Source organism: Pseudorhodoferax sp. LjRoot39 (genome assembly GCF_964253035.1).
Lineage (GTDB): Bacteria > Pseudomonadota > Gammaproteobacteria > Burkholderiales > Burkholderiaceae_C > Pseudorhodoferax.
This window is the reverse complement of sequence record NZ_CAXUQL020000001.1, coordinates 3137280-3149861: the sequence shown is the minus strand read 5'-3', so window position 1 is coordinate 3149861 and position 12582 is coordinate 3137280. Positions and strand designations below refer to the sequence as shown.

Sequence of the window (12582 nt, the reverse complement as noted above, 5' to 3'; positions counted from 1 at the left end):
GCTTGTGCGAATGACAGGAGATATCGATGCGCAGCAATCTTCCGGTGACGCAAAAGGAGTACATCTTCCCGGACGACGCGACGCTGTTGTCCACAACCGATTTGCAGAGCTACGTCACCTACGCGAACGCTGCGTTCGTGCAGGCCAGCGGCTTCGACCACGGCGAGTTGATCGGCCAACCACATAACCTGGTCCGGCATCCGGACATGCCGGCTGAGGCCTTCGGCGACCTCTGGGCCACGCTCAAGGCGGGCGTTTCCTGGTCGGCCCTGGTCAAGAACCGGCGCAAGGACGGCGACCACTACTGGGTGCGTGCCAACGTGACGCCCGTGGTGCGCAATGGCCAGACGGTGGGCTACATGTCGGTGCGCACCAAGCCCGCGCGCGAAGAGGTGGCACAGGCCGAGGCGCTGTACGCACGCTTCCGTTCAGGCAAGGCCAAGGGCTGGGCCTTCCACCAGGGCCTGGTGCTGCGCACCGGCCTGCTGCGCTGGCTGTCACTGCCGCAGACCATGCCAGTGCGTTGGCGGCTGCGCGCGGCCTTGCTCCTCGTGCTGCTGGTGTCGGTGGGCGGGGCCGAACTGCTGCCGCGCCTGGGGGCGGCGCCGGAGGCCCTGGCGGCGGTGGTGGCACTGGCCTGCGCCGCCGCCGCGCTGTGGCTGGAGTCGCGCATCGCCCGCCCGTTGCAGCGCGTGCTGCAGCAGGCCCAGTGCGTCGCCTCGGGCAGTCCGGGCGAGAACGTCCACCTGGACCGCGTGGACGAGATCGGCATGGTGCTGCGCGCCGTCAACCAGGCCGGGCTGAATCTGCGTTCGCTGGTGGACGACGTGGGCGAGCAGGTGGCCGGCGTGGAGCACGCCAGCCAGGGCATCTCGCGCGACAACCAGGACCTGAGCGCGCGCACCGAGCAGGCGGCATCCAGCCTGCAGCAGACCGCGGCGTCGATGGAGCAGATGACGGCCACCGTCAAGGCCAGCGCCAGTGCGGCGGCGCAGGCCGTGGGCCTGGCGGGCACCGCGAGCGCGGCCGCGCGCCAGGGCGGGGCCGTGATCGGGCAGGTAGTGCAGACCATGGACGCCATCACGGCGGCCAGCAGCAAGATCCGCGACATCATCGGCGTGATCGACGGCATCGCATTCCAGACCAACATCCTGGCGCTCAATGCCGCGGTGGAGGCCGCGCGTGCGGGCGAACAGGGGCGCGGCTTCGCGGTGGTGGCGGCGGAGGTGCGTGCGCTGGCGCAGCGCAGCGCGCAGGCGGCCAAGGAAGTCGGCAAGCTCATCCACAACAGCAGCGAACAGGTGGACAGCGGCAACCAGCAGGTGCGCGACGCCGGCGCGGCCATGCAGGACATCGTGCAACAGGTGGGCAAGGTGGCCGACCTGATCCAGGAGATCGGCGCCTCGGCGCGCGAACAGTCGCAGGGCATCGACCAGGTCAACGTGGCAGTGACGGAACTCGACCAGATGACGCAGCAGAACGCTGCCATGGTGAGCCACGCGCGCGAGGCCGCGAGCGGCCTGCGGGCCCAGGCGCGCCAGCTGCTCGATGCGATCGGCGTGTTCCAGGCGAACGTTCCTGGTGCGTCCTTGCAGCCGGCCGGTGCCGCGCCGCGGCGCGGCCAGGTGCCGGCCCTGCCGGTGGCCGCCCTGCCAGCCTAGTCGAGCGCGCGCACCATGTAGCGCGCACCAGCGCCGTAGGCCGCGAGCTTGGTCCGGCCGGCACCCAGCGCCCGCGCACGGTAGCCCAGCCGCTCCCAGTAGCCGGCCGCGTCGCCCACGGCGACCAGCGCACCGTGGACCAGGCCCTGCGCGCGCGCCTGCGCCAGCGCCGGCGCATACAGCGCAGCCGCCATGCCCTGGCCGTGGGCGCGCGCGGCCACGGCGCAGTCGTGCAGATACCAGCAGTTGGCGGCCGGCGGCAAGCGGCCGAGCGCACTGTGCAGGGTTGGCGGCGCGCCCTCCAGCCAGGGGTGCGAGAGCAGGTAGCCGAGCACGGCACCGGCTGCATCGCAGGCCACCAGGCACAGGCCAGGCGCCAGCGCCATGCGGTCATGGAACACGGCAGGCTGCTCGGGCGCGAAGTCGGCGGCGGCGTAGGCCTCGGCCTGGATGGCCATCACACAAGGCAGATCGGCCGCCGACATGGGACGGACATGCCAGCGGGTACGGACGGGAGCGGAGCAGGACACAACGGACGGAAAAGGCGGGCGCACCGCTGAAGGGAGGGGGCGCTATTCTCGCCGCAGCCGGATTCAGACCGTGGCCGGCTCCGCCGCGGCCGGGGTCCGCGCCTTGTGCTGGTGCGCGCCATGCCACTGCACGAGCTCGAGCCGGCCGTCGTGGTGCTCCACGAGCGCGGTCAGGCTCTCGACCCAGTCGCCGTCGTTGCAGTAGAGCGTGCCCTCGATCTCGCGCATCTCGGCGCGGTGGATGTGGCCGCAGACCACGCCCTGGTAGCCGCGCTTGCGCGCCTCGGCGGCCACGGCCTGCTCGAACGCCGTGACGTAGTTGAGAGCCTTCTTGACCTTGTGCTTGAGGTAGGCCGACAGCGACCAGTACGGCAGGCCCATGCGCGCGCGCAGGCTGTTGAGGTGGCGGTTCAGGCGCAGCGTGAGCTCGTAGGCGTTGTCGCCCAGGTAGGCCAGCCACTTGGCGCACTGGATCACCGCGTCGAAGTGGTCGCCGTGCACGACCCACAGGCGCCGGCCGTCGGCCGTGGTGTGGACAGCCTCCTCGCGCACCTCGATGCCGCCGAAATGGTGGCCGGCGAAGCCGCGCGCGAACTCGTCATGGTTGCCCGGCACGAAGACCACCTTGCAGCCCTTGCGCGCGCGGCGCAGCAGCTTTTGCACCACGTCGTTGTGGGCCTGCGGCCAGAACCAGCGCCGGCGCAGCTGCCAGCCGTCGACGATGTCGCCGACCAGGTACAGGGTCTGGCTGGGATGGGCCTTGAGGAATTCGAGCAGCGGTGCGGCCTGGCAGCCGGGCGTGCCCAAGTGCAGGTCGGAGATGAAGACGGCGCGGTAGCGCGGCGGGCCGCTGTCCTCGGCGTCCAGGCTGGCATGCTGGTCCGCGGTGTCGTGCGTGCCCTGCCAGAAGCCGGTGGCGTCGAAGGCGGCACGCATCAGTGGCTCCCGCCGAAGTGGCGACGGTAGCGCGCGGGCATGTCCGGCAGCCGCATCAGCAGCGGCAGGTCGGCGGTGTTGAAGTCCGGGTCCCAGGCCGGCGGGCCCAGCAGCTTGGCACCCAGGCGCAGATAGCCCTTGACCAGCGGCGGCGCCTCCACGTCCAGGCTGTCGTCCAGGCGCTCGACCGGCAGGGGCAGGCGCGGCAGCACATGCTCGGTGATGGGGGCCAGGTGGTCCGCCCGCAGCCGGCGCCACAGGCTGGCGGCCACGGCCGGGTTGAACACGCCTTGCTGCTGCAGCGGCACGCTGGCGCTGCCGATCACGAGGTCCAGCCGGTTGCGCTGCATGAAGGCGATCAGGGCCGACCACAGGCTCATGATGACCCCGCCCTGGCGGTGGTCCGGGTGCACGCAGCTGCGGCCCAGCTCCATCATGCGCGGGCGCAGGTGGCGCAACCGGGTCAGGTCGAACTCGGTGTCGGCGTAGAAGCTGCCGATGCGGCGCGCCTGGACCGGCGTCAGCACGCGGTAGGTGCCGACGACCTCGCCGCTGGCGGCCTCGCGCACCAGCAGGTGCTCGCAGTAGTCGTCGAACAGGTCGATGTCGTGACCGGGCAGTGGCGTGGCCAGGCGCGCGCCCATTTCGCCTGCGAACACGGCATGGCGCAGTCGCTGGGCTGCGCGCAGCTCGTCCTGGTGCTGCGCCCACTGCACCAGCAGGCCGCCGGCCACGGGCAGTGCCTGTGGCGCGGGGCGCGGCCCCAGCGACAGCGGGTAGGCCGGGGACGGCAACTCTCTCATGGTCTGGCTCCTGCGACACGGGCACTCCACCAGGGAGCGCACGGGAGCCAGTGTGCGAAGCAGCCATGACCGGCGCATGTCGCGCCGATGGCAGCTTCGTGACGCTCAACGCAGTGTCGAAGCGATGCGCTCGGCGCAGCGGCGGGCCTGGGCCGCGTCGCGCGCCTCGACCATCACGCGCAGCACCGGCTCGGTGCCACTGGCGCGGATCAGCACGCGGCCGCCGTCGCCGAGTTCGCGCTCGACCTCGGCCTGGGCCTGGGCCATGGCCTGGTTCGACTTCCAGTCCTGGCCCGCGGCCAGCCGCACGTTGATCATCGTCTGCGGGAACAGTGTGAGCCCGCCCAGCGCCTGGGCCAGGCTCTGGCCATTGCGCACGCAGATCTGCAGCACCTGCAGCGCACTGACGAGGCCGTCACCCGTGGTGTGCTTGTCCAGCGCGAGCAGGTGGCCGGAGCCCTCGCCGCCCAGCACCCAGCCGCGCTTGTCGAGTTCCTCCAGCACATAACGGTCGCCGACCTTGGCACGCACCAGCTCCACGCCCTTGGCCCGCAGCGCGACCTCCACGGCCTTGTTGGTCATCAGGGTGCCGACCACGCCCTCGACCGCCTCGCCGACGCGCTTGCTGCGCTGTGCACCACCGCGCGACAGGCGCTCGTTGACCATGATGTAGAGCAACTCGTCGCCGTTGAACATGCGGCCGTCCCGGTCGACCATTTGCACGCGGTCGGCGTCGCCATCGAGCGCCACGCCGAAGTCGGCGCTGTGCATGCGCACGGCCTCGACCAGGGCCTCGGGATGGGTGGCGCCCACCTTCTCGTTGATGTTGAGGCCGTCCGGCGCGCAACCGATGCGGATGACCTCCGCACCCAGCTCATGGAACACCATGGGCGCGATCTGGTAGGCCGCACCGTGGGCACCATCGACCACGATGCGCAGGCCCTTGAGCGTGAGCGCGGTCGGGAACGTGCTCTTGCAGAACTCGATGTAGCGGCCGGCCGCATCTTCCAGCCGCGTGGTCTTGCCCAGGTTGGCGGAATCCACCCACTGGGGTGGCAGCTCCAGCGCCGCCTCGACCGCGATCTCCCAGTCGTCGGGCAGCTTGGTGCCCTGGGCGCTGAAGAACTTGATGCCGTTGTCGGCGAAGGGGTTGTGGCTGGCGCTGATGACCACGCCCAGGCTGGCGCGCTGCGCTCGCGTGAGATAGGCCACGCCGGGTGTCGGCAGCGGGCCCAGCAGCACGACATCGACGCCGGCCGAGTTGAAGCCAGACTCCAGGGCGCTCTCCAGCATGTAGCCGGAGATGCGCGTGTCCTTGCCGATCAGCACCGTCGGCCTGGCCTCGGTCTTGCGCAGCACGCGGCCGACCGCATGGGCCAGACGCAGCACGAAGTCGGGTGTGATGGGCGCCTGGCCCACGGTGCCGCGGATGCCATCGGTGCCAAAGTAGCGACGGGTCATGGGGAGTTTCCTTCTTGTTGTCTGATGGGAAAGGGGCTGGGCGTGGCAGCGCGCCACACCTGCAGGGCGGCGACCGTGTCACCCACATCGTGCACGCGCACGATGCGCGCGCCGCGCTCCACCGCCAGCAGGGCTGCCGCCACGCTGGGCATGCGCCGCTCGCTGGCCGGACGGTCGGCACCACCGGCCACGGCCGCCAGCGAGGACTTGCGCGACCAGCCTGCCAGCAGCGCGTGGCCCAGGTCCAGCAGCTCGGCCTGGCGCGCCAGCAGCGCGAAGTTCTGCGCCACGGTCTTGCCGAAACCGATGCCGGGATCGAGCACGATGCGCTCGGCCGCCACGCCACGCGCGCGCAGCTGCAGGGCGGCCTCGGCCAGGAAGACGCGCACCTGGGCCGGCGCGTCGCCTACCATGGGCTGACGCTGCATGGTGGCGGGCTCGCCGTGCATGTGCATGAGGCAGACACCGCAGGCCGGATGGGCCGCCACCACGGCCTGGGCCGCGCCAGGCGCCTCGCCGGCCACCGCGTCGTGCCAGCGCAGTGCCCAGATGTCGTTGACGATGTCGGCGCCCAGGTCCAGCGCGGCCTGCATCACGCGCGGCTTGTAGGTGTCGACCGAGATGGGCACGCCCAGCCGTGTGGCCTGGCGCAGCACCGGCAGCAACCGGGCCAATTCCTCCTCCGCCGGCAGCACGGCCGCCCCGGGGCGCGAGGACTCGGCGCCCAGGTCCAGGATGTCGGCGCCCTCGGCCAGCAACTGCTCGCAGTGCCGCAGCGCGGCGACGGGGCCTGCGTGGCGGCCCCCATCGGAGAAGGAGTCCGGCGTCAGGTTCACGATGCCCATGACGCGGGGGCGGTCCAGATCGAGGCGGTAGCGGGAGGTCTGCCAGAGCATGCGTGGTCGGAAAACAAAACGGGGCCGCAAGGCCCCGTATTGTTGTTCAGACTGGGTGCGTCAAGCCGCCGACGGTGCCGGCTCCGGATTCACCGCCGGTGCACCACCGCTGCCGCCGCCGTTGCCGCCCGTGGGCGTGCGCGGCGTGAAGTCCTTGGGCGGACGCGGCTCGCGGCCAGCCATGATGTCGTCGATCTGCTCGGTGTCGATGGTTTCCCATTCGAGCAGGGCCTTGGCCATGGCATGCATCTTGTCGCTGTTCTCTTCGATCAGGCGACGGGCCAGGCTGTATTGGCCGTCGATGATGCGGCGCACCTCGCCGTCGACCTTCTGCATGGTCTGCTCGCTCATGTTGGTGGTCTTGGTGACCGAGCGGCCCAGGAACACCTCGCCCTCGTTCTCCGCGTAGACCATCGGGCCCAGCGCATCGGTCATGCCGTAGCGCGTGACCATGTCGCGGGCGATCGAGGTCGCACGCTCGAAGTCGTTGGAAGCGCCGGTGGTCATCTGGTTCATGAACACTTCTTCGGCGATGCGGCCACCGAACAGCATGCTGATCTGGCTCAGCATGTATTCCTTGTCGTAGCTGTAGCGGTCTTGCGCCGGCAGACTCATCGTCACGCCCAGAGCGCGGCCACGCGGGATCACGGTGACCTTGTGCACCGGGTCGCACTTGGGCAGCAGCTTGCCGATCAGGGCGTGGCCGGCTTCGTGGTAGGCGGTATTGCGCCGCTCTTCCTCGGGCATGACCATGCTCTTGCGCTCGGGGCCCATGATGATCTTGTCCTTGGCCTTCTCGAAGTCCTGCATCTCGACCACGCGCGCATTGCGGCGTGCGGCCATCAGCGCGGCCTCGTTGCACAGGTTGGCCAGGTCGGCACCGGACATGCCCGGCGTGCCGCGCGCGATGATGCTCGGGCTCACGTCCTGGCCGATCGGCACCTTGCGCATGTGCACGTTGAGGATCTGCTCGCGGCCGCGGATGTCGGGCAGCGTGACGTAGACCTGGCGGTCGAAACGGCCCGGGCGCAGCAGCGCGGCGTCCAGGATGTCCGGGCGGTTGGTCGCGGCGACCACGATCACGCCCAGGTTGGTCTCGAAACCGTCCATCTCCACGAGCATCTGGTTCAGCGTCTGCTCGCGCTCGTCGTTGCCACCGCCCAGGCCGGCACCGCGCTGGCGGCCCACCGCGTCGATTTCGTCGATGAAGATGATGCAGGGGGCGTTCTTCTTGGCGTTCTCGAACATGTCGCGCACGCGGGCCGCGCCCACGCCGACGAACATTTCGACGAAGTCGGAGCCCGAGATGCTGAAGAACGGCACCTTGGCTTCACCGGCAATGGACTTGGCCAGCAGCGTCTTGCCGGTGCCCGGAGGGCCGACCAGCAGCAGGCCGCGCGGGATGCGGCCGCCCAGTTTCTGGAACTTCTGCGGGTCCTTCAGGAAGTCGACGACCTCCTTGACCTCTTCCTTGGCTTCGTCGCAGCCAGCGACATCGGCGAAGGTGACGGTGTTGTTGTTCTCGTCCAGCATGCGCGCCTTGCTCTTGCCGAAGCTGAACGCACCGCCCTTGCCGCCGCCCTGCATCTGGCGCATGAAATAGACCCAGACGCCGATCAGCAGCAGCATCGGACCCCAGCTGACAAGCAGGGTCATGAGCAGCGAGCCTTCTTCGCGTGGCTTGACGTCGAACTTGACGTTGTTGGCGATCAGGTCGCCGACCAGGCCGCGGTCCAGGTAGGTGGCGGTGGTACGCACACGGCGGTCGTCGGTCGTGATGGCGACGATCTCGGTGCCGCCTTGGCCTTCCTGGATGGTGGCGGTCTTGATGCGTTTGTTGCGCACCTCCTCCAGGAAGTCAGAGTAGCCCACAAAGCCCGCGCCTGCCGTGGCACGGGTGTCGAACTGCTTGAACACCGTGAACAGCACCATGGCGATCACGAGCCAGACAGCAACTTTGGAAAACCAGGGATTCTTCAAGCGGGGACTCCGGTAAGCCGTACGACACGCAACGGCGTTGGGACGTACTTGCGCGCCATTTTAGGCATTTCAAGTTCTTGACACGGCCGGGAAACCCGCGTCAGCCATAGCTGGAGCAAGGATTTAGGGCTGCTTTTCGACGCTTTGCACCGTTTTGAGCCCCACGCCAACCAGAAAGGTTTCGGACGACTTGTCGCGCGAGGCCTTGGGCTTGATCGCCTTGACCACCTTGAATTGCGCCCTGAACAGCTGTACCAGCTCGTTGTAGCCACTGCCATGGAAGACCTTGGCGACCAGGGCGCCCTCCGGCTTGAGGTGGTTCTGGCCGAACTCGAGCGCCAATTCCACGAGGTGGGAGATGCGCGCGGCATCGGCCGACTCGATGCCCGACAGGTTCGGTGCCATGTCCGACACCACGACATCCACCTGGCGGCCGGCCATGGCCAGCTGCAGTTGTGCGAGCACTTCCGTCTCGCGGAAATCGCCCTGGATGAACTGCACGCCTTCGATGGCCTCCATGGGCAGCATGTCCAGCGCGATGATGGCGCCGTCGAGCGCGCCCACGGCCGCCCCCTGGGGCGACAGCCGACGCCGCGCATACTGGCTCCAGGCACCGGGTGTGGAGCCCAGGTCCACGACCAGGTGGCCGGGCCGGATCAGGCGCAGTGTCTCGTCGATCTCCTTGAGCTTGTAGGCCGCGCGTGCGCGGTAGCCCTCCTTGCCGGCGAGCTTGACGTAAGGATCGTTGACATGGTCGTTCAACCATGCCTTGTTGACCTTTTTGCTTTTGGTCTTGACTTTCATGCAGCCTTGATAATACGGGGATGCCCCAAATTCAACTCACCCCCGCGCAACGCAAGGTCCACCGCGCCGAGGCCCACCATCTGGACCCCGTGGTCATGGTCGGCGGCGACGGCCTCACGCCCGCGGTGGTACGCGAGACCGATCTCGCGCTCAACGCGCATGGCCTGATCAAGGTGCGCGTGTTCTCCGACGACCGCGTATCCCGTGAAGCCATGTACCAGCAACTGGCCGACGAACTCAGTGCCGCGCCGATCCAGCACATCGGCAAGCTGCTGGTGCTGTGGCGGCCCAAGCCCGAAGTCGAGCGTGAGCGCACGGAGGACGAGGACCGCAAGCCCGGCCCGCGCGATGTCAAGATCCTCAAGTTCAGCAAGCGCGGCGGCCAGCGGCCCGAAGTCAAGACGCTGCGCGTGCTGGGCAACCAGCGCCTGACCGCCGGCGGCAAGGTCAAGCGCGCCAAGCCCAAGCCACCGACCAGCGTCAAGAAGCGCAGCCAGACCTAGGAGGCTGTCGGGCTTGGGCATGGCCCCGCGCCGTTTCCTGGGACCGCCAGGCAAGGCGTGGGCGAGGCCGTGTGGCCTGCCACACAACGAGCCCGCAACGCGGCATGGCGGTCCCAGGAAACGGCCCGAAGGGTTGTGCCAGTCAGGGCGCATGCTGCGTTGCCAATGCTCGCTGGACTGCAGTCCAGCTTGCGCTTGGCGCCTTGCCTGCGCCCTGACTGGCGCAACGCGGGGCCATGCCCAAGCCCGACAGCCTCCTAGATCACAGCACCTTGTCCAGCACCGTCGCCAGGTGGCCGACGGTGCGGTCCACGTTCTGCCACTTCTCCAGGCCGAACAGGCCGATGCGGAAGGTGCGGAAATCCGGGCCTTCGTCGCACTGCAGCGGCACGCCCGAGGCGGTCTGCAATCCGGCCGCCAGGAATTTTTTGTTTCACGATGACTCCAGCCCGGTAGTTCGCTGGACTGCGACGTAGCCCGATACAGCAGGTTTATCAATAGCTTACGCGCTTCCATCATATGCCGGTGCTTTCTGAAACTTGACCCGGTTCTCCCTCGCGCCGCTCCTATCTGGCTCCTGGAATCCGGGTCGTTCCAAGGAGTCATCATGGCAAAGATCAAGCTCACCAAGACCGCCGTAGAGTCGGCGCAACCCCAGGCGAAGGACATCGAACTACGGGATACCGTCGTGCCCGGCTTCCTTTGCAAGATTACCTCGACGGGACGCCGGGTGTTCATGCTCCAGTACCGCACGAACTCTGGCCAGCCCCGCAAGCCCTCGCTGGGACTCTACGGGGAGCTAACCGTCGAACAGGCGCGGGTCAAAGCGCAGGACTGGCTGGCCGAGGTTCGCCGGGGTGGTGATCCCGGCGGTGCCAAGGCCGAGGCGCGCAAGGCGCCCACGATGGCCGAGTTGTGCAAAAAGTTCATGGAGGACTACTCCAAGAAGCGCAACAAGGTCAGCACGCAGGACGGCTACCAGGGCGTCATCGACCGCAACATCATCCCGCTGCTGGGCCGCAAGAAGGTGCATGACGTGAAGCGGCCCGACATTGCGGGGCTCATGGAAAAGCTGGCCTACAAGCCGACCGAGGCCAACAAGACCTTCGGCGTGCTGCGCAAGATGTTCAACTTGGCCGAAGTCTGGGGCTTCCGCCCGGACGGCACGAATCCGTGCCGCCACGTCCCGATGTACCCGCCGGGCAAGGAAACCCGGCTCATCGTGGACGAGGAAATGGTGCGGATCTTCCGCCAGTTGGAGAAACTGGAGGCGGAGGGGCTGGAGAACTACGTCATCCCGTTGGCGATCCGGCTGCAATTCGAGTTTGCGGCGCGGCGCTCCGAAATCTGCCCGCTCGAATGGAGCTGGCTGGACTTCGAGAACCGGCGCGTGGTGTGGCCCGACAGCAAGGTTGGCGGCATTTCCAAGCCCATGAGCGAGGAAGCCTATCGGCTGCTTTCGACGGCGCCGCGTCTGGAAGGCTGCCCTTACGTCCTGCCGTCGCCGAACGACCCGGCCAAGCACCTGACCTTTGGCGAGCACTATGGCGGCTGGTGCCGGACGCTCAAGGCCGCCAGCGTGCCGCACGTAGGCACGCACGGCATCCGTCATCGCTCGACCACCGACATTGCCAATTCCGGTGTGCCGACCAAAGTGGGAATGAAGCTGACGGGCCACAAGACCGTGGCGATGTTCATGCACTACGTCCACACCGAGGACAAGCCGGTGCGCGAGGCGGCCGAGCTGGTGGCCAGCCGCCGCCAAGCCATCACGGGCGCGCGGCAGCTTGCGGAGGCGGTGGCATGAACGGGCGCCGGCCATCAGCAGCATCGCTCGCAGCGCCCGCGGCGCTGCTGGGCGACATTCGGGCACTGATCGAGGCGGCGCGCTTGCGCGCCGCCTCGACGGTGAATAGCGAGCTTACGATGCTCTACTGGCGCATCGGCCAACGCATCCACACGCAGGTCTTGGACAGGCGCCGGGGCGCCTACGGCAAGGAAGTTCTGCCCACCTTGGCTGCGCAGTTGGTGGAGGAGTACGGCAGCAGCTTTGCAGAGCAGAACTTGCGCCGCATGGTGCAGTTCGCCGCCACCTTCCCCGACGAGCGAATTCTCGTATCACTGATACGAGAATTGAGCTGGACGCACTTCATCGCCCTGATGCCGCTGAAAGACCCGCTCCAGCGGGACTACTACGCACAGATGGCCAGCACCCAACGCTGGAGCGTGCGGACGCTGCGCGAGCGTATCGACTCGATGCTGTACGAGCGCACGGCGCTTTCCCAAAAGCCGGAAGAAACCATAGCGCAGGAGTTGGCGACCCTGCGCGATGCGCAGCGCATGTCGCCGGCCCTGGTCATGCGCGACCCGTACATCCTCGACTTCCTGGGCCTGCGGGACACTTGGCAGGAAGGCGACTTGGAAGCGGCGATCATCCGTGAAATGGAGTCCTTCCTGCTGGAGCTGGGCGCGGGCTTCTCATTCGTCGCCCGGCAGAAGCGCATTCCGATCGACGACGAGGATTTCCACCTTGACCTTCTGTTCTACAACCGCAAGCTGCGGCGGCTGGTTGCGGTGGAGTTGAAGGTAGGTGACTTCAAGGCGGCCTACAAAGGGCAGATGGAGCTTTACCTTCGGTGGCTAGACAAGCACGAACGGGAGCCGGAGGAAGCCTCGCCGCTCGGGATCATCCTTTGCACCGGCAAGAAGCGCGAGCAGATCGAATTGCTGGAGCTGGACAAGTCCGGCATCCACGTTGCCGAGTATCTGACCGCCTTGCCGCCGAGGGGCGTGCTGGTGGAGCGGCTGCAACAGGCAACGCAACGGGCGCAGTTGCAAATCGAGCAGCGCAAGACGGACAACGAGTAGTCCTGTCCCAAGCAGTCGGGCGTCCCGGCGTGCCGCCGTCGCGCTGTCGTGCTGCGCATCGAGCTTCGCTGCGCGAGTCTCGCCCCTGTCGGGCTTCCATCACTGACGCCTCCGTCCCGGCTCGTTGATCCGGGCCTGCG

Annotated in this window: 11 protein-coding genes and 1 pseudogene; 4 read left to right on the top strand and 8 right to left on the bottom strand. The window is 67.9% G+C overall.

Annotation, left to right across the window (positions count from 1 at the left end):
- The first annotated feature begins 26 nt into the window (after nt 1-26).
- Nucleotides 27-1661, top strand: a complete 1635-nt coding sequence (locus tag ACSQ4M_RS14760) for a methyl-accepting chemotaxis protein (protein ID WP_436190206.1) — start codon at nt 27-29, stop codon at nt 1659-1661.
- Here ACSQ4M_RS14760 and ACSQ4M_RS14755 read toward each other — a convergent pair.
- The 7 genes from ACSQ4M_RS14755 to ACSQ4M_RS14725 form a co-directional block, all read right to left on the bottom strand.
- Nucleotides 1658-2146, bottom strand: coding sequence for a GNAT family N-acetyltransferase (locus ACSQ4M_RS14755; protein WP_436190205.1), 489 nt, complete (start codon nt 2144-2146; stop codon nt 1658-1660). The genes ACSQ4M_RS14760 and ACSQ4M_RS14755 overlap by 4 nt on opposite strands.
- A 108-nt stretch (nt 2147-2254) precedes the next feature.
- The gene (locus tag ACSQ4M_RS14750; protein WP_436190204.1) at nt 2255-3127 is read right to left on the bottom strand and encodes a UDP-2,3-diacylglucosamine diphosphatase; all 873 of its coding nucleotides are present in this window, start codon (nt 3125-3127) and stop codon (nt 2255-2257) included.
- Nucleotides 3127-3930, bottom strand: coding sequence for a GNAT family N-acetyltransferase (locus tag ACSQ4M_RS14745; RefSeq protein ID WP_436190203.1), 804 nt, complete (start codon nt 3928-3930; stop codon nt 3127-3129). The genes ACSQ4M_RS14750 and ACSQ4M_RS14745 overlap by 1 nt, the downstream gene beginning before the upstream one ends.
- Before the next feature lie 105 nt (nt 3931-4035).
- Complete coding sequence (gene glmM, locus ACSQ4M_RS14740) at nt 4036-5391, bottom strand: phosphoglucosamine mutase (protein ID WP_436190202.1); 1356 nt, start codon at nt 5389-5391, stop codon at nt 4036-4038.
- On the bottom strand, nt 5388-6287 hold the full coding sequence (folP, locus tag ACSQ4M_RS14735) for a dihydropteroate synthase (RefSeq protein WP_436190201.1): 900 nt from the start codon (nt 6285-6287) through the stop codon (nt 5388-5390). The genes glmM and folP overlap by 4 nt, the downstream gene beginning before the upstream one ends.
- Before the next feature lie 60 nt (nt 6288-6347).
- Nucleotides 6348-8267, bottom strand: coding sequence for an ATP-dependent zinc metalloprotease FtsH (gene ftsH, locus ACSQ4M_RS14730; protein WP_436190200.1), 1920 nt, complete (start codon nt 8265-8267; stop codon nt 6348-6350).
- 123 nt (nt 8268-8390) lie between these two features.
- Nucleotides 8391-9071: an RlmE family RNA methyltransferase gene (locus tag ACSQ4M_RS14725; RefSeq protein ID WP_436190199.1), complete on the bottom strand. Its 681-nt coding sequence runs from the start codon at nt 9069-9071 to the stop codon at nt 8391-8393.
- A gap of 20 nt (nt 9072-9091) precedes the next feature.
- On the opposite strand from ACSQ4M_RS14725, the gene ACSQ4M_RS14720 reads away from it, so the two are divergent.
- The gene (locus tag ACSQ4M_RS14720) at nt 9092-9574 is read left to right on the top strand and encodes a YhbY family RNA-binding protein (protein WP_436190198.1); all 483 of its coding nucleotides are present in this window, start codon (nt 9092-9094) and stop codon (nt 9572-9574) included.
- A 262-nt stretch (nt 9575-9836) separates the two neighbouring features.
- Here the strand turns inward: ACSQ4M_RS14720 and ACSQ4M_RS14715 are convergent.
- Nucleotides 9837-10004: pseudogene (locus ACSQ4M_RS14715) on the bottom strand (alanine--glyoxylate aminotransferase family protein); the annotation flags it as partial.
- A 177-nt stretch (nt 10005-10181) separates the two neighbouring features.
- Here ACSQ4M_RS14715 and ACSQ4M_RS14710 point away from each other — a divergent pair.
- Together ACSQ4M_RS14710 and ACSQ4M_RS14705 are read left to right on the top strand one after the other, a co-directional pair.
- Entirely contained in the window at nt 10182-11381 is a 1200-nt protein-coding gene (locus ACSQ4M_RS14710; RefSeq protein WP_001062689.1) for a tyrosine-type recombinase/integrase, read from the top strand.
- Complete coding sequence (locus ACSQ4M_RS14705) at nt 11378-12442, top strand: PDDEXK nuclease domain-containing protein (RefSeq protein WP_003092331.1); 1065 nt, start codon at nt 11378-11380, stop codon at nt 12440-12442. The genes ACSQ4M_RS14710 and ACSQ4M_RS14705 overlap by 4 nt, the downstream gene beginning before the upstream one ends.
- The last annotated feature ends 140 nt before the right edge of the window (nt 12443-12582 follow it).